The organism is Scytonema sp. HK-05, assembly GCF_963872035.1.
In the GTDB taxonomy this organism is placed as follows: domain Bacteria; phylum Cyanobacteriota; class Cyanobacteriia; order Cyanobacteriales; family Nostocaceae; genus Kalymmatonema.
Genome location: NZ_CAWMYC010000115.1, coordinates 58,367 through 80,672, shown reverse-complemented (window position 1 = coordinate 80,672; position 22,306 = coordinate 58,367). Strand labels below are relative to the sequence as shown.

The 22,306-nt window shown below is 43.6% G+C and carries 18 protein-coding genes and 2 pseudogenes; 9 read left to right on the top strand and 11 right to left on the bottom strand.

The annotated features are described in order from the left end of the window. Positions 1–104 precede the first annotated feature (104 nt). The 3 genes and pseudogenes from AACT52_RS23925 (at position 105) to AACT52_RS23910 (ending at position 2,968) form a co-directional block, all read left to right on the top strand. Positions 105–287, top strand: a complete 183-nt coding sequence (locus AACT52_RS23925) for a hypothetical protein (RefSeq protein ID WP_096549365.1) — start codon at positions 105–107, stop codon at positions 285–287. 895 nt (positions 288–1,182) lie between these two features. Further along, the gene (locus tag AACT52_RS23915) at positions 1,183–1,422 is read left to right on the top strand and encodes a hypothetical protein (protein ID WP_143172865.1); all 240 of its coding nucleotides are present in this window, start codon (positions 1,183–1,185) and stop codon (positions 1,420–1,422) included. 336 nt (positions 1,423–1,758) lie between these two features. Next, a pseudogene (locus AACT52_RS23910) lies at positions 1,759–2,968 on the top strand (RNA-guided endonuclease InsQ/TnpB family protein). A gap of 196 nt (positions 2,969–3,164) precedes the next feature. On the opposite strand, the gene AACT52_RS23905 reads toward AACT52_RS23910, so the two are convergent. Together AACT52_RS23905 and AACT52_RS23900 are read right to left on the bottom strand one after the other, a co-directional pair. Continuing rightward, complete coding sequence (locus AACT52_RS23905; RefSeq protein WP_073633555.1) at positions 3,165–3,527, bottom strand: hypothetical protein; 363 nt, start codon at positions 3,525–3,527, stop codon at positions 3,165–3,167. A gap of 31 nt (positions 3,528–3,558) precedes the next feature. Continuing rightward, a complete protein-coding gene (locus tag AACT52_RS23900; protein WP_073633560.1) occupies positions 3,559–4,260 on the bottom strand; it encodes a diacylglycerol/polyprenol kinase family protein in 702 nt (233 codons plus the stop codon). Positions 4,261–4,322: 62 nt separating this feature from the next. On the opposite strand from AACT52_RS23900, the gene yidD reads away from it, so the two are divergent. Together yidD and AACT52_RS23890 are read left to right on the top strand one after the other, a co-directional pair. Continuing rightward, a complete protein-coding gene (yidD, locus tag AACT52_RS23895) occupies positions 4,323–4,583 on the top strand; it encodes a membrane protein insertion efficiency factor YidD (protein ID WP_073633554.1) in 261 nt (86 codons plus the stop codon). Beyond that, on the top strand, positions 4,580–5,287 hold the full coding sequence (locus AACT52_RS23890) for a M15 family metallopeptidase (RefSeq protein ID WP_073633553.1): 708 nt from the start codon (positions 4,580–4,582) through the stop codon (positions 5,285–5,287). Before yidD ends, AACT52_RS23890 begins: the two co-directional genes overlap by 4 nt. Before the next feature lie 10 nt (positions 5,288–5,297). On the opposite strand, the gene AACT52_RS23885 is transcribed toward AACT52_RS23890, so the two are convergent. The 4 genes from AACT52_RS23885 to AACT52_RS23870 all read right to left on the bottom strand — a co-directional run bounded on the left by AACT52_RS23885 (position 5,298) and on the right by AACT52_RS23870 (position 8,980). Then, positions 5,298–5,771 (bottom strand): TspO/MBR family protein, encoded by a 474-nt coding sequence (locus AACT52_RS23885; RefSeq protein ID WP_073633552.1) that lies wholly within the window; start codon positions 5,769–5,771, stop codon positions 5,298–5,300. Positions 5,772–5,929: 158 nt separating this feature from the next. Next, positions 5,930–6,403: a TspO/MBR family protein gene (locus AACT52_RS23880; protein ID WP_073633551.1), complete on the bottom strand. Its 474-nt coding sequence runs from the start codon at positions 6,401–6,403 to the stop codon at positions 5,930–5,932. Between the two features lie 206 nt (positions 6,404–6,609). Beyond that, on the bottom strand, positions 6,610–8,562 hold the full coding sequence (locus AACT52_RS23875) for a S9 family peptidase (RefSeq protein WP_083630499.1): 1,953 nt from the start codon (positions 8,560–8,562) through the stop codon (positions 6,610–6,612). Next, complete coding sequence (locus AACT52_RS23870; protein ID WP_143172864.1) at positions 8,477–8,980, bottom strand: hypothetical protein; 504 nt, start codon at positions 8,978–8,980, stop codon at positions 8,477–8,479. The genes AACT52_RS23875 and AACT52_RS23870 overlap by 86 nt, the downstream gene beginning before the upstream one ends. Before the next feature lie 128 nt (positions 8,981–9,108). On the opposite strand from AACT52_RS23870, the gene AACT52_RS23865 reads away from it, so the two are divergent. Then, positions 9,109–9,369 carry a hypothetical protein gene (locus tag AACT52_RS23865; protein ID WP_337251665.1) on the top strand — a complete coding sequence of 87 codons (261 nt, stop codon included), beginning with the start codon at positions 9,109–9,111 and terminating at the stop codon, positions 9,367–9,369. 43 nt (positions 9,370–9,412) lie between these two features. Here the strand turns inward: AACT52_RS23865 and AACT52_RS23860 are convergent, their stop codons facing one another. From AACT52_RS23860 to AACT52_RS23850, 3 genes are all read right to left on the bottom strand, one after another. Then, positions 9,413–10,090, bottom strand: a complete 678-nt coding sequence (locus AACT52_RS23860; RefSeq protein ID WP_073633549.1) for a response regulator — start codon at positions 10,088–10,090, stop codon at positions 9,413–9,415. Positions 10,091–10,314: 224 nt separating this feature from the next. Next, entirely contained in the window at positions 10,315–11,289 is a 975-nt protein-coding gene (gene era, locus AACT52_RS23855; RefSeq protein WP_073633548.1) for a GTPase Era, read from the bottom strand. Positions 11,290–11,515: 226 nt separating this feature from the next. Further along, positions 11,516–12,646, bottom strand: coding sequence for a succinylglutamate desuccinylase/aspartoacylase family protein (locus AACT52_RS23850; RefSeq protein WP_073633558.1), 1,131 nt, complete (start codon positions 12,644–12,646; stop codon positions 11,516–11,518). A gap of 396 nt (positions 12,647–13,042) precedes the next feature. On the opposite strand from AACT52_RS23850, the gene AACT52_RS23845 reads away from it, so the two are divergent. The 3 genes from AACT52_RS23845 (at position 13,043) to AACT52_RS23835 (ending at position 17,846) form a co-directional block, all read left to right on the top strand. Next, positions 13,043–16,681 (top strand): CHAT domain-containing tetratricopeptide repeat protein, encoded by a 3,639-nt coding sequence (locus tag AACT52_RS23845; protein WP_083630497.1) that lies wholly within the window; start codon positions 13,043–13,045, stop codon positions 16,679–16,681. A gap of 313 nt (positions 16,682–16,994) precedes the next feature. Next, the gene (locus AACT52_RS23840) at positions 16,995–17,627 is read left to right on the top strand and encodes a Uma2 family endonuclease (protein ID WP_073633547.1); all 633 of its coding nucleotides are present in this window, start codon (positions 16,995–16,997) and stop codon (positions 17,625–17,627) included. Between the two features lie 54 nt (positions 17,628–17,681). Then, entirely contained in the window at positions 17,682–17,846 is a 165-nt protein-coding gene (locus AACT52_RS23835; protein ID WP_158054756.1) for a hypothetical protein, read from the top strand. A gap of 227 nt (positions 17,847–18,073) precedes the next feature. On the opposite strand, the pseudogene AACT52_RS23830 reads toward AACT52_RS23835, so the two are convergent. Both AACT52_RS23830 and metH read right to left on the bottom strand, forming a co-directional pair. Further along, positions 18,074–18,313: pseudogene (locus AACT52_RS23830) on the bottom strand (endonuclease domain-containing protein); the annotation flags it as partial. Positions 18,314–18,726: 413 nt separating this feature from the next. Then, positions 18,727–22,275: a methionine synthase gene (metH, locus tag AACT52_RS23825; RefSeq protein WP_073633546.1), complete on the bottom strand. Its 3,549-nt coding sequence runs from the start codon at positions 22,273–22,275 to the stop codon at positions 18,727–18,729. Positions 22,276–22,306: the final 31 nt, after the last annotated feature.

The window sequence follows — 22,306 nt, the reverse complement described above, 5'->3', positions numbered from 1 at the left end:
AAGCTGGTTCTTTCAAGCCCACACTATACACTCCGTGTTAGTGTGGGTAGTTGACGAGAAAGACGCTACGCAGCAGCCAAGGGAAGACACAAAGAGTTCAAAAGTTGAGAATTGACTATTGGCAGCAAGTTAAACAAGTAGACCCAGAAAACTTAATTTTCATTGATGAAATGGGTGTTTTATTCGGGTTGACACGAACTCAGGCAAGAAGTCCTCACGGAAGTAGGGTGTATGATTTTAAACCATTAAACCCTTGGGTCGAAGGTGACAGTCATTGGGGCAATTAGCTTGAAACAAATTTTGGCTATAATGACAATGAAATTGTTCGATGAATGGAAACGCATCTTATTGTCTTTGCCCTTGAAATGTCTGCTTCCTGAACTTTGTGTTGGTGCTGTAGTTGTAATGGATAATGTTCCGGCACATAAAGTGAAGGAAATAGAGCCTTTAATTCAATCAAAGGCTGCAAGGGTTCTTTATCAATCTCCCCCCGAATCCTGAGTTTAATCCCATCGAACATTGGTGATGGGAGCAATCGCGCTTTCTTACGACAATTTTCTCCAACCACTGCATTTAGGGTTGATGTTCTAATTAGAACTGCGCTTGATGAGCGTTAATCCCCAACATCTAAAAAATTGGTTTACAAATTGCTGTTACTGTACCTCATAAACCTGCAATACGTTGTAATTACTTGTGCTCGGTCTTTTACTTTCTGTGGTACATCCTCCTTTCTTAGATTGAAAAGAGTTTTATCTTGTTCTGGGTGAGAAATACCCTTAAACGGCTACCCATACCCTTGTTACTGTGCTAGCTACATCATACGTATTTACTTATCTTCACATAGTTTGGTTTTTTGAAGTCGTTTTACTTACTGCGCCTTTTCACTTACACATCTTGTTATAGTTATGTCAAAAATGCAAGGACAGTTAAGACAGTTAGGACAGTTAAGAAATACTTAATATTTTTTTTAGCTTTCGAGAATTAAATTTTAAGGAAGTGATATTTATAGGAAAACCTCCAGTAATAGCAACCACTGGAGGCGTATGCTGAACCAATATTTGTTCTATTCAGTATTAGAGAGGTAAAACAAATATTAAAAAAGTTAACACAAGTGAAAAAGAGAGGAAAGGACAGTTAAGACAGTTAAGACAGTTAAGGAATATTTAATAAAAATTTTAGATTTTGTCATACAAGCTTGAAACATACATCGCTCAACTATCATTTTCTAAACCAAACCGCGATCGCCCCTGTGTCTTCTTCTCCATCATCTACACCGCACCTACCACCGCAATCAGTCCACACCGTAGTCCACACCGCCAGTCCGTCAAGGAAAATCTCCCAATAAGTCAATCAAACGGCGATTGCCCTCGCGGTACGGCACGGCTGCGCCAATATGTAAATAATTTTAAAACAGTGGAGTAGCGCTCACTAAGAACTCTCTTCACCCTGCTTGAAGTGGTAATGCTTTTATAAGAATGTAGGCTGAAAACCCCTTACCTTTAGGCAGGGGATGAAAGCGACAACGTAGGCTTTAGCCTACCGTGATGTTTTGTTTTTGCGGCTCAGGTAAAGAATCAATCCATTCTTCCACCAAACTAGACATAGTTCTATCTAACTGAACAGATAATAAGAGGAGCTTATGATATCTACGCTCCGACAGTCTAAAAGCTAATCGTTTATTTTTCATAATGTCGAACATCAACTGTACGTTTATGCTAACATGGATGAAACAAAGGAAAACAAGGAGGTGATAACGTAGTGCTAGTTTTAGAGTACAAAGTGAGGGGCAACCAAAAGCAGTATCAAGCTATTGATGAAGCTATTAAAACTACTCAGTTCATCCGTAACAAAGCGATTAGATATTGGATAGATGCACCACGAGAAGCGAAGATTAACAGGATAGTTCTAAACAATTACTCCACAGCACTGCGTAAAGAATTTAGATTTGTTAAAGAATTAAATTCAATGGCTTGTCAAGCTGCAACGGAAAGAGCTTGGAGTGCTATTGATAGGTTTTACACTAACTGCAAGTCTAAAAAGTCAGGAAAGAAAGGCGCTGCCCTGAGCTTGTCGAAGGGATTTCCACGTTTTCAGAAGGATAACCGTTCAGTTGAATACAAGACTAGTGGTTGGTCACTGCATCCTACAAAAAGACGTATCACCTTTACCGATGACAAAGGTATCGGTGAAGTCAAACTATTGGGTAAATGGGATATTCACACCTACCCTGTCAAGTTAATCAAGCGAGTTCGGTTAGTTCGGAGAGCCGACGGTTACTATTGTCAATTTGCAGTTGACGTTGAAATAAAACCTGAACAAAGAACAGGTAATGGTGAGTTAGGGCTTGACGTTGGGTTAGAACATTTCTACTCTGATTCCAACGGCTATCATGAAGAAAATCCAAGGTTCCTGAGGAAAGCTGAAAAAGCGATTAAACACGCTCAACGTCAAATTTACAAAAAAGAAAAAGGCAAGAACCAACGACGTAAAGCAAGACAGAGATATGCTCGGAAGCATTTAAGAGTAAATAGGCAGAGGAATGAACACGCGAAGAGAATCGCGCGTAACTTGTGCAAGCTTAACAGCTTAGTAGCCTATGAAGATTTGAATGTCAAAGGCATGGTACGGAATCATTGTCTTGCCAAGTCAATCAATGATGTAGCTTGGACTCTATTCCGTCGTTGGGAGCGAATATTTTGCTAAGAAGTTCAATACCACAGTTGTTGCGGTCAATCCTAGAATGACTTCTCAAAAGTGTTCGGATTGTGGCGCAATTGTGAAAAAGTCTCTTTCAACTCGTACCCATAGATGTGCTTGTGGATGTGAGTTGCAAAGAGATGTGAACGCAGCTATAAATATTCTGAATCTTGCACGACAAGCTAGGGATGGGCAATCCCGAAGTAACGCTACAGGAGTCGGAACCGCTACTCTTCTTGGTGCAAGCCTGGTTGAGCAAGTTGCGACGTAGAGTGTAGAATCCCCGCGCGTTTACGCGCGGGGAGTGTCAAATAGACTTTTCTTCAGCACAATCAGCCTTTTCGTTTCACTGCGTAAATCCTATTTCAGTCAAATCACACTACACATTCCCTACTTTTGCTAGGGGACGAGAAATGAGGAACGTGAAACAATGTTTTGGAAATTCATAGTTAGTGCTTTACTGTTGCCTAGTTGCCTCGGCTTTGAGATTGCCACAGCATCATTACAAAAAGGAGTTCAGACGCAGCCAAAACAGGAGGAATTGAAAGCGCAAGTTGCTCAGATTGGTGATGATTCGTCAATTCAAGCAGATTGGGAGGCTGATACTGAACAACTAAAACACCATAAATACCAGCATCATAAGCCCCGTCGTCGATATTACCGTCATCATAGACCTTGCCCACAAAGCTACAGACAGCATTACCGTCGCGGCTCTTACCATCCGCAGTATATTCACTACCGCAGACGGTATAATAATCACCAGAGATATTACCGTCACGGGCAAAACCACCCCGACTACATTTATGAGCGGCATCTGTATCGCAACCCATACAGATATTACCGTCACGGGCGCTACTACCATTAATACAAGAACTGGCTTAAAACAAAAGCCAATGCGGCACTGCCTAAAGGAACTGTCAAATTATCAATACCAAGAAAGGAAAAAACTTCTAGGCAAGTAGCGACTAAGGCAACCGTCAAAGATATCAGCCAACTTTGCCAGAGGTTCCCTTGTACACTCACTAAAATCAAACTCGTGATGACAAAACTCACAACTGTCATTGTCAGGGAACCTTCCCAACTTTTTTGTCTGTCAAAGATCCTGTATTTGTGTTGCCCAAATCTTTGCCCAATTAAAGCTGCAAATCCATCTCCCCATGTCATAACCAAAACTCCTAGTACAGCATACTGGGGTTGCTGCTGAGTCCAGAACCAGGCAATTAAAATACCAATACTAACGGCATAGAAAAATGTCCCAAAACTTTTGCGTCCGACGCTATTAATACCAGGGAGAATCGGAAATCGGTAGGACAATAAGGTAATAGTACTCGCTACAATCGAAGCCGTAATGCCCACACTTGCGGGAATATCTAGCCACCAAGCTAGCAGAATCACATTGCCAGTGCCAATGTGAACTATCTTCCGCACAATTTCTGGATCTTTATTGGCAAAGCGATTCACCAGCCATGCGGCGAAAAGCATGAGCAACACCCAAATTGCAACGGCAGCACTTTGCAGCCACAAAGGGGAAATCGACTCTAAATCAAAAAATGAAGTTAGCAAAGATGCAACAAAATGGAAAAATATAATCTTTATTATCACTTTATTAGATTTCGGGGACAGCAATGAAATTATTATTGATTTTGCTGATTCGCTTCTACCGAATGTTTATCTCGCCGCTGTTTCTTCCAACCTGTCGCTTTCAACCAACTTGTTCAATGTACGCCATCCAAGCAATTGAACGCTTTGGAGTCTGGCGCGGTAGTTGGTTGGCAATTCGGCGTATTTTGCGGTGTCATCCGTTTCATCCGGGGGGTTACGATCCCGTACCAGAAGCGTTAGGAACAGCAACAAAACACTCGTCTTCCTGTCAACATCACGAATGAGACCTTATCATAAAATACCAATCATTGAGTGTGGTGAACCATTGGTAGAGATTCCTTTGGAACTGTTCGCGGTGGAATCTCCCCATCCTTATGAAAAACTGGGTGCGCCTTATGGCGATCGCTCTCCATATTTTCTTCGCCAAAGCGTTGTTGACAATTTGATAGCAGCCCAAAATTACCTGCAACTGCTGCGTCCTAACTGGCACATCCAAATCTTTGATGCTTATCGCCCTGTGGCTGTACAGCAGTTTATGGTTAATTACGCTTTTGGCGAAGCCTTACAGATGGCGGGACTCACCGAGGCTGAGTTATCACCAGAAAACAGCCAACCTATTTGGGACGAGGTGTATAAAATTTGGGCTGAACCTAGTCTGGATGAAAAAACTCCGCCTCCCCACAGTACGGGCGCTGCTGTGGATCTGACACTGGTAGATGATACGGGGGAAATTCTAGATATGGGTTCGCCTATAGATGAAATGTCAGAGCGATCGCATCCAGACTACTTTGCCAATTCTTCCACCACACAGGCACAACAGTATCATGCCAATCGCCAGCTATTGTGTGATGTTATGGAAAAAGCAGGATTTCAACGTAATCCGAGAGAGTGGTGGCACTTCTCTCTAGGCGATCAGATGTGGGCTTGGCTGAATAATCAAACCAACCCCAGCAATCCAGTTATTGCACAATATGGACGCGTTGTGTAGTGTAACGCACCTAAGCATCTTGAGGGTTGAGCTGGATTAACTCTTCTGTAGTGTAAGTTCCCACTGGACTCCAAACCAAATACGGAACGAGTAACAGCGCTGCTAGTTTAGAAATCGGCAAAACAGAGAGTGTGAGCAACACACCCAAGATCACACCAACTGATCCAAGAATTTCCCCGACTCTGAGACTCCGCCACCTTAGCATTGCTGGGATGTAGGCGATCGTGATAATTTCTAGCAGGAGATATAAACCCATTAGCACCCAGGTTATCAAGCTTCCTGGATTTTTTTGCCAGACAAAATTGGCAGAAGCAGCACCGCAAATAAAAATTACAGTCCAGATGATCGGGATAAGTGGCTCAAAAACCAACCACCGGGGGCGACTTAACCGTGCAAACCACTTGACATCACGAGGCGTGATGAAAAAACTACCGATCATAATTGCAAAAGTGACAGCCCCAATTACTATCCAAGATGGAACCATATTATTTATACCTTTTTAATTATTTTGTCAAGGTCTTCAAGGCAATTTTGGCAATTTAGGGCATGAGTTTAATCAACCGCAGGGATGAAAATTTCAACCAGTTACCAGTTACCAGTTATCAGTTATCAGTTATAATTTTTTGCTCACTGTTGACTGTTTTAGGCATCTTGAGGATTGAGTCGTTTCATCGCCCAAGTGGTGTATGTACCTATTGGACTCCAAACCAAGTAAGGAACGAGTAGCAGTGCCGCCCAACCAGAAACAGGTAAAACTACAAGTGTTAATATAATGCTTATAAGGAAACCCGTGCCGCCGATAATCGTACCCGCCTTAAGACTGCGAAGCCGCAACATCACAGGGTTGAAGGCAATGGTAACAATTTCCAGAAGCAGGTATAATGCCATACGCAACCAGGTTGCGGTGGTTCCTGGCTCTTTTTCCCAAACAATATAAGCAGACCAAGCGCCACAAATAAATACAATAGTCCAAATAACTGGAATCGCTGCTTCAAAAGTTAACCATCTGGGTCTTTGTAGACGCTTGAACCACTTGACATCGCCAGGAGTAATGAAGTTAGCACCCAAAGCGACTAAGAAAGCCACTCCCCCAATCACCATCCAAGATTTAATCATGCCCCGTCATCCTTTGTATGGCTCTTTTATCACGCCATATAGTGCGATTTTGTCAGGTCACGGGCTGATTACTCATCATACCTGAGTGGGAACTGGTTAGTGGGTAGTGGAATTTGAGTAGTGGCTAAAAACAACCAACAAATGTAGAGACGCGCCATGGCGCGTCTCTACAAACAAATGTACAGACGCGCCATGGCTAACAATTTCTACTTAACCACCCCAGAATGCCCAGGTATATTACCTATCGGTTCTACGCGTCCCCCAAGGTATTTGGCAAGAAACTCTTCGGCTTTAGCAAAGAAGTGTAACCTGTTTTGCGGACGTGCGAAACCGTGTCCTTCATCTGTGTAGAGGATGTACTCCACTGGTTTATTTGCTTTTCGCATCGCTGCAACGATTTGTTCGCTTTCCGCCTGCTTAACTCGTGGATCATTTGCACCTTGTCCAATCAGCAACGGTACTTTGATGCGATCTACAAAAAATAACGGAGAACGAGACTTGAGGAAATCTGGCTCTTTTTCTAGATTTCCGACACGATTGTAGAATTCCGCCCGCCCTGACTCCCAATAAGGAGGAATACTTTTTAACAGCGTGAGCAAGTTGCTAGGACCAACAATATCTACACCAGCAGCAAACACATCAGGAGTGAATGTCAATCCTACCAAAGTGGCATAACCGCCGTAGGAACCACCCATGATAGCTACTTTTTTGCGATCAGCGATACCCTGTTGGACAATCCAGTTAACGCCATCAATGAGGTCATTGTGCATTTTACCCGCCCATTCCCGATTTCCGGCATTGAGAAACTTTTTGCCGTATCCGGTAGAACCTCGGTAGTTGACTTGTAGAACTGCGTAACCACGGTTTGCTAGCCACTGCGCCTGTGAGTCGTAACCCCAACTATCCCGCACCCAAGGTCCGCCATGCACGAGTAAGACTGTGGGTAAATTCTTTGCCGGAATACCTACTGGTGTTGTCAAGTAGCCGTGGATAGTCAACGCGTCCCGAGATTTGTAAGAAATTGGTTTCATTTGGGCGAGTTGTAGCCCTTCCAATTTCGGTTGATTGCTAAAGAGGAGTTTGCTTTGCTTGGAGGTACGGTCATAGGTGTAGTAGTAGGTAGGACCGTTGTCATTATTGTAAGAGACTAGCCAAGTTTTATCAGCAAGGTCGCGGTCAACTACGGAAAATTCCCCTCGCCGGACTTTGGATATTGCCTGAAAATCTGGGGCAATACTTTTATCGAGTACTTGCCACTCTAATTTGTCTTTATAAAAACCAACAGCCTGAATTTGGCGTTTCAGTGGATGAATAAACATCCCTCCCTCATCATACTGCGGGTCTTGAGCAATGACGGTTTCTTTACCTGTTGCTAAGTTAATCCCCAAAACTCGTGTCGCATTTGCATTATGACTACCCGTGATATAAAGCGTTTTGCCATCACCGGAAAAGCCGACAGCACCGCCTTGATCATCAGGTCCCCATTTGCGAATTGTCTTCCAGGGTTGATTTGTTGTTTCCCTAACAGATAAGATAGAACCACCATCAGGAGTACTGGCAAGAGTTGCACGGATTTGAAACTGTGGATCTGCAACTGACTCAGTCACGTTAACAGAGTTTTCTAATTCCAGCTTTGCTGCTCCCGTTTTCAGATTAATACGGTAAGCATCGTGTTTGCGGGGGTCTTTGATATTCATCCCCACCAGCATTTGATTAGGAAAATTGGGATCTAGGGCTATCATTTGCGCTTTGACACCTTTGTATGGCGTCAGATCGCGTACTTGATTCGACTTTATATCGACAGCATAAAAATGATAGTTTTCATCACCATCTGTATCTTGAAGGTAGACGACTTGTTCACCGTTATAAGCCCAGAAGTAACTACGGATACCCCGCTTTTTCTCAGCGGTTAGCACGCGATCGTCGTTCTTACCTATGGTGCGTATCCATACCTGCAAAACATTATTTTTATCAGGTGCAATGTATGTCAGATATTTCCCATCGGGAGAGAGTTGCGGGTTTGTTCTTTCTGGATTTCCAAACAGAATCTGTCGGGAAATAAGTGGCGGTAAATCAGCGAAGGATTGACTGATGTTCGTTAGGAGAGTTGTTGCAACGACTAAGGGGACAGCTACTACAGAAAAATATTTTTTGTTCATAAAGCAAATACACTGGAAAATCTGCAAAGCCGAATGCTTGCAAAGACAGCCACAAGTATGGCGTTGCATATTTGCAGGATGAATTTTGTGTTTTTGTGGGATGAGCCAAAAAGCCCGTCCCTTGAATTTTTTGGGCAGGCAGGATGCCTACCCCACAAGAATCATCCCTGAATTCAGCAACGCCCACAAGTATAAAAGACTCGTTCACGAGGTTGTGATACTCATTCACGAGTATAAAAGACTCGTTTACGAGGTTGTGATACTCACTCACGAGTGTAAAAGACTCACTCACGAGGTTGTGATACTCATTCACGAGTGTAAAAGACTCGCTCAGGAGGTTGTGATACTCATTCACGAGTGTAAAAGACTCGCTCAGGAGGTTGTGATACTCACTCACGAGTGTAAAAGACTCGTTCACGAGTATAAAAGACTCGCTCACGAGGTTCTAATACTCGCTCATGAATATAAAAGTACTAGGTTTATTCCCGAAAAACAGGTAGATGCTGCGTTATAAGTAATACAGAAGAATCTAGTATAAGATGATTTATGGAACCAGTCACTCTAACGGCTGTGGCTACGGCGATCGCCACCCTACTTTTGACAAAAGCACTGGAGAAAACTGGCGAAAATCTTGGAGATGCCGCATGGCAGCAAAGTCGCAAGTTAATTGAACAGCTTCGTCATAAGAATAAGTTACCATTACTCAGCAATGCTACACAAGCAAACGAACAGCAGAGATTAGATTATGGGCAAGCCTTGCTTACTTGCTCAAGAGCCGCTGAAACCGCATTTCCAGGTGGAACCTGAAAACGAGATTTTACGAGATTTTAGATACAAGTTGGATATTTTTTCACACCAACCCAGAACGCAGTGCAACAACTGCTGCTTGCACGCGATCGTCAACAGATAATTTATTCATAATTCCGCGAACATGAGTTTTGATAGTGTTGGGACTCAGATAAAGCTTTTCTGCTATTTCTGGGTTGCTTAAGCCTTCTACCATCAGCCTCAAGACTTCTAACTCTCGCTGAGATAAATTTGCTGCGTTTCCACTAGGAGAAGGTGGTTTGAGATTATCTATGACTCGTCTAGCAATTTGAGGATCAAGATAGGTTGCACCTTCAACTGCGGCGGCGATCGCACTCATAAGTCTCTCTACACTTGCTCCTTTGATACAATATGCATCAGCACCACTGGAAAGCGCTGCAATAATTTCCGTATCTGTTTGATGCGATGTCAGCATCACGACATGAGTTTCTGGGAGTGCTGCTTTTATTTGCTGTGTTGCAGCTATCCCATCCAACCGGGGTAAACCAATATCCATCACCACAAGATCCGGTTTCAGTTTGAGTGCTGTTTGCACACCTAAGTAACCATCTTCCGCTTGTCCGACAATTTCCAACTGCGGATGAGCCATTAATGACTGTTCTAACCCCAGTTGCATCATCGGATCATCTTCTACAATTAAAATCCGCAGCACAGAAACATTAGCTGGTAGATTTAAGCGAAAATTATTATCTTGAGACATTTTCTATCAATTTTTAATTTTAAATTTAGTTTTCTGTAATGTGGGCATTGCCTACTAATATCTCAAATGTCTATCACATAAGCTTTTATAGCTCCTGACAAAGATGTACAGACGCGCCATGGCGCGTCTCTACAAAAATGTACAGACGCGACGCCAGAGCCGGCACGAGGGAGGTCCTCCTGCATAGCGCTGGCTCGCCATGGCGCGTCTCTACAATGACTTTTTTATTCTTCCACGCGATATCCCAACTCTGCTAAACGTGTCCGAGACTGACGCCATTTTGGTTGTACTTTGACGAACAGTTCCAAGTAAACTTTTCCAGCAATTAACTTTTGGATTTGTTCCCGCGCTGCACTACCAATGGCTTTTAACATTCCTCCACCTTTACCGATGAGAATTCCTTTTTGGGAATCGCGCTCAACGTGTATGGTAGCAAGTACACGGGTAATAGCTGGTGTTTCTTCCACCAAGTCAATGGCGATCGCTACTGAATGGGGAACTTCCTCACGAGTTAACAGCAAAATCTGTTCGCGAATCAATTCGCCCATAATAAAGCGTTCCGGTTGATCCGTGACTAAATCAGGTGGATAGTAGTATGGTCCTGTTTCTAACTGTTCAATCAATAACTGTTGTAGTTCGGGTAATCCTACACTTGTTTTGGCAGAAAATTTTACTGTTTCCCATTCATGTGACTTTGCCAGTTGAACGTAGCTATCATCTATTGCTTGGGAATCTTGCAGTTGTTGGTCGATTTTGTTTAAGCCCAAAATCACTGGTGTTGGGCTGTTAGTGAGTAAATCGGCAATAAAGCGATCGCCTGTCCCACAAGCAACCGATCCATCCACTACAAACAACAGCACATCCACCGACTCAATGGCTATTTTGGCATTTTGCACCAGCACTTGCCCCAATTGATGATGGGGTTTATGAATTCCTGGGGTATCCACAAAAATCAGCTGCGCCTGTGGAGTGGTTAAAATTCCTCGTAACCGATTGCGCGTTGTTTGTGCTACTGGTGATGTAATGGCAATTTTTTGTCCTACTAATTCATTCATTAACGTAGATTTACCGACATTTGGGCGACCAATAATGCCGATAAAACCTGACCTGAATTCAGGAGGAGCCTGTGGAATCATCACTTCTCCTGAAGTAGAGAAGATGTCATATTGACTACTATTCACCTGTGGCTCCACCGTCATATTTTAGATTTAGAATTACTGAATTTTCTGTACAAACACAAAACAAACATGAAATCACCCTGGAATTTCTAGCAATTGCCTTGGCTTAAGTTTAATTTACTATTAATTTTCTATCGCTGCCTACTAGGTATAGCAAAAAGCAAAATATTATAATTATCTCCAATGGAGGAAGTTTGGTTCAGGCACACCCTTGTGATATTCATTCCTAGGCTGAAGCCGTAACAGACTACTCAATAATTCCTAGTACCAACTCGCCTTCGTTTACCGCCTGATTAGCAGAAATATCATAAACTAATCCATCTTGTTCTGCACTGACATCAATCACAGTAGGTAACTTACCTTCTTTATTAAAATTCAAGATTTGATAAAGTCGTTCTCCAGCTTTTACAGAACTTCCCAATTCTACTCTTGATTGAATCATTCCACCTGTTGGGGCGTAATATCTTTTCATCTGACTTCTTGGTTTCAAACTCATCTCATAAGATGCGCTTTCCTTGAGAGGAAACCCAGAGATTCGCAAAACCCCTTTGTGTGCTAAATAGTTTTTCACACCTCGAAGACCTTTCTTGACTGAATCTGGGTTCATTTGCATTCCCGTACCAAGTTCGAGTGTCCAAGCCTCTATATCAAACCTAATTTCTCTACCAAGCTGTTTGAAATACTGTTCCAAAGCTAACCAAGGTTGGATAAAGGCTTTATCAAAACCATCTTCATCACAAAAATCAAATTGAATACCAAATTCCAGTAAGAAATGTTTTGCACTTTCTTCTCTGTTAGGGAAGAGATAAAGGTAGTTTAATCCTTGATTGGTGTGACTGTGTAAGTCAATCAGATAATCTGCATCTAAACAAAGAGATTGCAGTCTATAGCTAAACCGTTCTGTGTAAGGAACTCCACTGGAGGAATTAATTTTTTCTAAAATTTGGGCAAATTTTTCCTGAATTTGAGAGAGGTAGTTTTTTCTCACAACCTCTAGTTCAAAATTGATTTGAGATTTAGCAAACGCCAATAAATCATCAGCATGTTTTTCGTAGTCCCAAAATATGCGGTTCCAATCTTTTCCTTCATAACTACAAAATCGTCCAGAGGAAAAAACGTGCGATCGCACATTTGTGCTGATAGGGTTACAAACAGGAACTAACCAAATTTCCCCAGATAAATCTGTCTCATTGATTGTCTGCAAAAACTCAATTAGCTGGTAAATAACAGCATTACCAGCGATTTCAGCACCGTGCAAATTAGATTGGATATAAACTTTTTTGCCCGGTTGAGCGCCAATAAATTTGTAGACTTGGAGGGATAAGACATCGCCTGAAGCCATGTGGCGCAGTGGAATGGTAGAAATAGTGGGGAGCATGGTAAAAATTGGTTGACTGAGATCTTGCACCTGTATCATCACCCGCCAAGGGTTATAAACCCCTGGCTAATAGCGCTCATTCCTTTGAAAAGGACTAAATGCTTGCGAATTTCGGGTTTTAGTCCATTTTAATACTGACTTTTCACGCCATCTGCAAAAACCAACGCGAAACCTAACCCCCCAGCTATCAGGGAAGGGGCTAAGGTAAAAGCCTCTCTCCTTGCAGGAGAGAGGTTTGGAGAGAGGTTCGACCGATCCCGTGAAAAGTCAGTTCAGCCATAAGTCAGGAACTTGAGTTCCACAGCTTCTTTTACCAAACTTGCGTAATTCTTCAAAAAACCAGCGATAGAAAACTAAGACAGTCATCATGTAGTTGCAAGATTAAGGAATACTGCGGTGCATCACCTTTCCTTCGCTTTACTCAAAAACAGGCTTCATCGCTTCACCTTGCTGACTGCGACTGTCCTAGTGTCTTTAACTGCGATACCACTGACTGAAATTAATTTGGGGATGGTGACTGCATCGGTACAAGCGCAAACGACACAAAACCGCAAAGACGAGGCGTGGCGGCTATACCAAGTAGGTGTTCAGCAGTATAAGCAAAGTCAGTTTCGAGAAGCCTTAGAGACGTTTCAACAGGTTTTAGTTATTTTTGGAGAAATTGGCGAACGTGAAGGGGAGGGTGCGACCCTTAATAACATTGGGGAAGTTTACAATGTTTTTGGTCAGTACCCGAAAGCCTTAGAGTTTTATACTCAAGCATTAGCCATTGCCAAACAAATCGGCAATAAAGCTGAGGAAGGTAAGACCCTTAATAACATTGGGTTAGTTTACCGCAACCTGGGTCAGTATCCGAAAGCCTTAGAGTTTTTACAGCAAGCGTTAACCATTCACAAACAAATTGGCAACAAAGCAGAGGAAGGTAAGACCCTTAATAACATTGCGTCAGTTTACCGCAACCTGGGTCAGTACCCGAAAGCCTTAGAGTTTTATACTCAAGCATTAGCCATTGACAAACAAATCGGCAACAAAGCAGAGGAAGGTTCAACCCTTAGTGGGATTGGGACAATTTACTCCAAGTTGGGTCAGTACCCGAAAGCCTTAGAGATTTATACTCAAGCATTAGCCATTCACAAACAAATCGGCGACAAGGCGGTGGAAGGTACGACTCTTAGTGGGATTGGGTCAGTTTACGACCAACTCGGTCAGTACCCGAAAGCCTTAGAGTTTTATACTCAAGCATTAGCCATTGCCAAACAAATCGGCAACAAACCAGCGGAAGGTATAATCCTTAATAACATTGGGTTAGTTTACGACCGACTCGGTCAGTACCCGAAAGCCCTAGAGTTTTATCAGCAAGCATTAGCCATTGCCAAACAAATTGGCAACAAAGCAGGGGAAAGTACGACCCTTGGTAACATTGGAGCAGTTTACCGCAAGCTGGGTCAGTACCCGAAAGCCTTAGAGTTTTATACTCAAGCATTAGCCATTGACAAACAAATCGGCGACAAAGCAGGGGAAGGTACGACCCTTAATAACATTGGAGCAGTTTACAACCAACTCGGTCAGTACCCGAAAGCCTTAGAGGTTTATACTCAAGCATTAGCCATTCACAAACAAGTCGGCAACAAGGAGATGGAAGGTACGACCCTTACTAACATTGGGTCAGTTTACCTTTACCTAGGTCGGTACCCGAAAGCCTTAGAGTTTTATACTCAAGCATTAGCCATAGTCAAACAAATCGGCAACAAGGCTGGGGAAGCTGCGATCCTGAATAACATTGGAGCAGTTTACCCCAAGCTGGGTCAGTACCCGAAAGCCTTAGAGTTTTATACTCAAGCATTAGCCATTAGCAAACAAATCGGCGACACGGCTGGGGAAGGTACGACCCTTACTAACATTGGATCAGTTTATGACCAACTCGGTCAGTACCCGAAAGCCTTAGAGTTTTTTCAACAAGCATTAGCCATTAGCAAACAAATCGGCGACACGGCTGGGGAAGGTACGACCCTTACTAACATTGGATCAGTTTACCCCAAGCTGGGTCAGTACCCGAAAGCCTTAGAGTTTTATACTCAAGCATTAGCCATTGCTAAACAAATCGGCGACATGGCTGGGGAAGGTACGACCCTTACTAAGATTGGATCAGTTTATGACCAACTCGGTCAGTACCCGAAAGCCTTAGAGTTTTATACTCAAGCATTAGCCATTGCCAAACAAATCGGCGACACGGCTGGGGAAGGTGGGACCCTGAGTAACATTGGAGTAGTTTATCTTAGCCTCGGTCAGTACTCGAAAGCTTTAGAGTTTTTTCAACAAGCATTAGCCATTCACAAACAAATCGGCAACAAAGCGGGGGAAGGTACGACCCTTACTAACATTGGGTCAGTTTACGACCAACTCGGTCAGTACCCGAAAGCTTTAGAGTTTTTTCAACAAGCATTAGCCATTCGTAAACAAATCGGCGACACGGCTGGGGAAGGTGCGACCCTGAATAACATTGGAGTAGTTTACCTTAGGCTCGGTCAGTACCCGAAAGCTTTAGAGTTTTTTCAACAAGCATTAGCCATTGCCAAACAAATCGGCAACAAGGCTGGGGAAGCTGCGACCCTGAATAACATTGGGGCAGTTTACAACAACCTCGGTCAGTACCCCAAAGCTGAAAAAACGCTATTCGCTGCCATTGAGGTGAGCGAGTCTCTGCGACCTGGATTAAAAGATGACCAAAAAATCTCAATCTTTGAAACCCAAGCAGATTCTTACCGCTTTTTGCAACAAGCCTTGGTGGCTCAGAATAAAAATAGTACGGCATTAGAAATTGCCGAACGCGGTAGAGCCAGAGCTTTTGTGGAATTATTAGCCTCAAAGCTATCGCCCAGCCCTAACATTCAACAGATCAAGCCACCTACGCCACCTAACATCAAGCAAATTCAACAAATCGCTCAACAACAAAAGGCAACACTTGTTGAATATTCAATGATTTACGCTCCCTTTCAAGTTCAAGGTAAAGAAGAATGGCATCCACAACTCTACATTTGGGTAGTCAAACCTACAGGTGAAGTTGCCTTTAAGCAAGTAGATATCAAATCCCTCGATACACCTTTAGCAGACCTCGTTGCCAAAAGCCATACATCCATCCGTGCCAGAAGTGGTGATGTGGCTGCTGTTCCTGGAGAAGCATCAGCGAATCCTCGCCGAAAAAAACCATTACAGCAACTCCATCAAATACTTGTTCAACCGATCGCCTCCGAGTTACCACAAGACTCAAATGCCCGTATCATTTTTATCCCGCAAGCTGAGTTATTTTTCGTTCCCTTCCCAGCTTTGCAAGATGCTTCTGGCAAATACCTGATCGAAAAACATACCATTCTCACCGCTCCTGCTATCCAAGTTTTGGAGTTAACCCACAAGCAAAAGATAAACAAGCGCAAAGCGATAGAAAATCGCCTTGCATTGGTAGTCGGTAATCCTACAATGCCCCAACAGTTGTCACCGCTACCAGGTGCAGAACAAGAAGCACTGGAAATTGCCAAAATGCTAAATACCAAAGCATTAACGGGTAGTAAAGCTACTGAAACCAGAGTGAAGCCATTGATGCAGTCGGTTGACGTTGTGCATTTGGCAACCCACGGGCTACTCGATGATTTTAAAGGCTTGGGCGTGCCGGGAGCGATTGCCCTTGCTCCCTCTGGTCAAGATGATGGATTGCTGACAAGCAGTGAAATTTTCGACATGAAACTTAATGCTGATTTAGTAGTCCTGAGTGCTTGCGATACTGGCAGAGGAGACATCAAGAGCGATGGTGTTATCGGTTTGTCTCGCTCTTTAATTACTGCGGGCGCACCCAGTATTATCGTATCTTTATGGGCAGTGTCGGATGACTCTACAGCAATGCTAATGACGGAGTTTTATCAAAATCTGCGGCGAAACCCAGATAAAGCTGTTGCATTGCGAAATGCTATGCTGTCAACAATGAAAAAGCATTACCATCCTCGCGAATGGGCAGCATTTACCCTCATTGGCGAAGCTGAGTAAATTAGGGCGGGTGAGACGTGATACGTGTCTAAGGCAAGAACCTTATAATTACCTTGCCTCATGCCCTTAGGGACTTCCAAATGAAAAAATACTAGGATAAAACCTTGCAGGCGTAGAAACCGAATGCTCTATTGAGTCAGCATTGTGTGGACATTCTGAGGCTGCTAATTGATTGAGTTACGCTGCTATAGTTAAGGCGATCGCAAACCCAGAAAAAATAGAACTATAAACCCTTGCAAAGTACCAAAACTTGTAGCAGCGCATCACTTAACTGGAGTAACCTAAATTTATTGAACTGCTGGGAGTGGAGATGATGTTGTTGGAATTGAAGCGCATCCATATTCCACCGGGACAACGAGTGCTGTTTTCTGATGTTACCTGGCAAGAATTGGAAACAATTCTAGAGGAGTTAGGTGAACACCGTGCAGCAAGAATTGCTTATGACAGGGGAATACTGGAGATTATGGCACCACTGCCAGAACATGAATATGGTAAAGAAATTATTGGTGATTTAGTCAAAGCACTTCTGGAAGAGCTGGATCTTGAGTTTATCAGCCTTGGTTCTACCACTTTCAAAAACCAAGCAATGGCTCAAGGTATAGAACCTGACCAGTGTTTCTATATAAAAAACGAATCTAGAATTCGCGGGAAGAAGCGACTAGATTTAACAGTAGATCCCCCTCCAGATTTAGCCTTAGAAGTGGATGTCACTTCTCGCACTCATCCTAATATTTATGAAGCACTAAAAGTGCCTGAGCTTTGGTGTTTTGATAAAGGAAAATTACAAATTAATGTACTGCGAGATGGGCATTATGTAGAGTCTCAGGAAAGCTTTAATTTTCCCAGATTACCACTAGTTGAGGCGATTCCCCAATATCTGGAACAAAGTAAAACAGCAGGTAGAAATGCAACTATCAAGGCTTTTCGCCTTTGGGTGCAACAGTAGATACAACAGCAATGAACTATTACGCGAAAAGACTAAGTGGTGATACTCTAAATTATGCGATCGCCTAACCCAACTTCAAACCCGACAATTTTCTTCACAACTGGTTCAGATAGCTTTTTCTGGTGTTGCGATTGCAAGAAAGCGATCGCGCATTTACCTCCCAAACACTACGGTGCTGCCCAACACAACCGCAAACTGCCTAATTATCAAGATAATTAGGCGATTGTTAAAAGTGCGCTCGCTCTGCTGTAAAGAATATTAACAATAATTCTTCATAAACATTTGATTTAGCCATAAAGATTTGTTGGATAGGTTATATCAAGTCTGCTTAATTACCTCCATAATAAAAAACCTCACCCCTTCCCCTCTCCTTAATAAGGAGAGGGGTAACCGATAAGGCGGGGTGAGATTTTGCGGGAATTAAGAGTCATTAAGCAGACATCATATTATTCCCTTAACTCTCTTATCTTCTCGCTAATACTTTCTAACACCCCAAACAAATTCCCATACACATCATTATTTGTAAATCTAATAAATTTAATTCCTGCTGATTCAATAAACTCTTGTCTTGCCTTATCGTATTCAACACCTACATTTTCAAAATGGCTTTCACCGTCAATTTCTATCGCTAGCCTCAACTCAGGACTATAGAAATCTATAACAAACTTATCTACACTATATTGTCTGCGAAATTTGCAGTTTTAAAGTTGCCTATTTATAAGTTTATCCCAAATAACTTTCTCGGCTTTTGTAATATTTTGCCGCAATAGTCGCCTTTTTTCTTTTTCACTATCTTTGTTATAAAGTTTAGTCATTTTAACTTCAATATTTTTAAACTTATACAAAAAAAGCTTATTTACGATTCCGGTTCCCTCTCCTTTATAAGGAGAGGGTTAGGGTGAGGTAAAGCGAGAACGATAAATCTTGATCCAGCGTTGTTGATCTTGCCCACAATATAATAACCTCACCCCGCCCTTCGGGCACCCCTCTCCTTTATAAGGAGAGGGTTAGGGTGAGGTAAAGCGCCACAATATAATAACCTCACCCCGCCCTTCGGGCACCCCTCTCCTTAGCAAGGAGAGGGGAAGGGGGTGGGGTTCTACGCGCTAAAGTACTTCGCTACTGGGTGATAAGTAATAATCGCAGTCGTAGACTGTTCAGGATAAATTTGTTCACTTTCATCCATGTACAAATTGATACGTTCTGCTTCCAACAACTCCAGCTGCTTGTACTGATCCTGAATATTCGGACAAGCCGGATATCCAAAACTATACCGCGAACCGCGATAACGCTGTGCCAAAATATCCCGGATATTATCCGGTTCCTCAGCACCAAACCCCAATTCCCGACGAATACGAGCGTGTGTCCACTCCGCCAACGCTTCCGCTACCTGCACCGCTAAACCGTGAAAATACAGATAATCCCTGTATTGATTATCTGCAAACAACTTTTGGGCGAATTCTGTTGCAACATGCCCCACCGTCACCGCTTGCATCGGGAACACATCAATAATTCCCGACTCCTTCGGCGCAAAGAAATCTGCAATACACAGCCTCCTCATAGACTTTTGTCTCGGAAACTCAAAACTTGCTCTTACCTCTGCGTCCTCTGCGTCTTGGCGGTTCGTTTCATAAACATACAAAGTATTCCCCTCAGCCTGACAAGGGAAATACCCATAAATCACCTGCGGATGCAGCAAATTCTCCTCAATAACCCGCTGCTTCCACTCCGACAAAATTGGATATACCTTCTCATCCAAGAAAGCCTGATATTCCTCCTTAGATTGTTCCTTCGGCTTGCGGAACTGCCATTGTCCAGCAATCAAAGCTTGTAAATCCATATGCCAGAACACTTCGTCCAAAGGAATATCCTGCGGTTGAAGTAGCTTCGTTCCCCAGAAAGGCGGCGTCGGACGTTCGATATCCACCGCCACAGCTTCGGAACGGCGGGTATCAACTTCCTGCGGTTCTACCTTGGATACAGAACCATTGCTGGATACAGATAGCTCCTGAGCTTCTTCTATCTGTGTTAATCTGTGTCCATCTGTGGTTTCATTCAAAAATCCCTGCAGATCATCCCACTGACTAGCAGCCTTGGCTGGCATTAATTTATCCATGAAGTGCAAGTCAGAAAACGCATCTTTGCCGTAAACTACCTTACCTTTGTAAGTATTCTGACAATCTTGATGGACAAACTTGGGAGTCAAAGCCGCACCGCCTAAAATCACGGGGACAGTAATTCCCTTTTCGTTGAAGACTTCCAAATTCTCCTTCATGAACGCGGTGGATTTCACCAGCAAGCCACTCATGGCGATACAATCAGCTTTGTGCTTCTGGTATGCGTCGATGATGTTCTCCACCGGCTGCTTAATTCCCAGGTTAATCACCTTGTAGCCGTTGTTCGACAAGATGATATCCACCAGGTTTTTACCAATGTCGTGAACATCGCCCTTCACTGTGGCAATGATAAATGTCCCTTTAGCATTGTTACCAGATTCTGACTTTTCCATGAACGGTTCTAAGTAAGCAACCGCTGCTTTCATGGTTTCCGCAGATTGTAATACGAAAGGTAGCTGCATTTGCCCAGAACCGAACAATTCACCCACCACTTTCATGCCATCTAGCAGGAAGGTGTTGATAATCTCCAAAGGGGGATATTTTTCTAAAGCTTTGGTGAGTTGTTGTTCTAAACCGATACGTTCACCGTCGATGATGTGACGTTTGAGGCGTTCTTCGATGGGTAGATTTTCGTCAACGCCTTTGTCGCGTTTCGTTGTCACCCCTTCAAACAGTGTTGTCAGTTGTGTTAAGGGGTCATAAACGCAGACATCGCCTTCAAACTTGCGTTCATCATAAATCAACTGGTGACAGACTTCTTGATGACGTTCCTCAATTTTTGCCAGTGGTAAAATCTTATTAGGGCTGACAATTGCTGCATCCATCCCAGCAGCGATCGCCTCATGCAAAAACATTGAGTTCAGCACAACCCGCGCCGCTGGATTCAACCCGAAGGAGATATTGGAAACACCCAAAATAACATGACATCCAGGCAATTCTTGACGAATGCGGCGGATGGCTTCAATTGTGCCTTTGCCGTTAGTCCGGTCTTCTTCAATACCCGTGGAAATTGGCAGTGCTAGGGGGTCAAAGAAAATTTCGTGCGCTGGGATGCCGTATTCAACTGCTTGACGATATGCACGTTGGGCGATCGCAAACTTTTTCTCTGCTGTCCGCGCCATTCCTTCTTCATCTATGGTACCAATAACGACACCAGCACCGTATTGCTTCGCAATTTCCAACACCTTCAAGAAACGCGGTTCTCCGTCTTCATAGTTGGTGGAGTTCAGCAGACACTTACCTCCTGCCACTTTCAGTCCCGCTTCCATCTTTTCCCATTCGGTGGAATCGAGCATCAATGGTAGTGTGACATTATTTACTAGACGCGAGACGAGTTCGTGCATATCCCGCACACCGTCGCGTCCCACGTAGTCAACGTTCACATCCAGGATATGTGCGCCTTCTTTGACTTGCGCCCTCGCCATGGATACCAGTCCATCCCAATCTTCCGCATTCAGTAATTCGCGGCACTTTTTGGAACCACTGGCGTTGAGACGTTCGCCGACAATCAGGAAAGAGTTATCTTGGTCGTAAGGTTGGGTGCTGTAAATTGACGCTGCTGCTGGTTCCTGTTGAGGCTGTCTCTGTTTTGGTCTTAAGTCTTTGGCAATTTCTGCTAATTGTTGAATGTGTTCTGGACGTGTCCCACAGCAACCCCCGATCACTTGGACACCCAAATCTTCAACAAAATGCATTAATGACATCCGTAATTCCGTTGGTGTCAGGCGATAATGAGCTTGACCGCCGACGTTCTCTGGTAAACCTGCGTTGGGAATACAGGAAACCACAAAAGGCGAATGTTCCGAGAGATATTTAATGTGTGGTTTCATCAAATCTGGACCTGTGGCACAGTTCAGACCGAGAATATCAATTGGGTATGGTTCCAGAATTGTCAGCACGGCGTTGATTTCCGTCCCCACCAGCATAGTACCCATAGATTCCATTGTGACAGAAACCATGAGCGGACGGCGATCGCCTTTTTTGGCAAAGACTTCTTCAATTGCATTCAGCGCCGCTTTGATTTGCAGGACATCTTGGCAAGTCTCAACGATGAATAAATCAACGCCACCATCCCATAGCCCTTCCGCTTGTTCGGCGAAGGATGATTTCATGGTATCAAAGTCGATATGTCCCAAAGTTGGCAGTTTTGTGGTTGGTCCCATCGAACCCGCAACAAACCGGGGTTTTTCTGGCGTTGAGAATTCAGCAGCAACGCGCTTTGCGAGTTCCGCCGCTGCTTTGTTGAGTTCATACGCCTTATCTGCTAAGTCGTATTCAGCCAAAACAATCGACGCAGCGCCAAAAGTATCCGTTTCAATCACATCTGCACCAGCAGCGAGAAAGTCCCGGTGAACTTTGGCGATCGCTTCCGGTTTGGTGTAGACGAGGTACTCGTTGCAACCTTCGTACTGTGCGCCACCGAAGTCTTCAGGGGTGAGGTTTTGGGTTTGCAAGTTAGTTCCCATAGCACCGTCAAAGACGATGACTGGGTGTGTTGGGCTGTGTAAGCGTTCTAAGAAGGTAGAAGTCATATTCTCCAACAGAAAATTGGCTTAGTCTTAA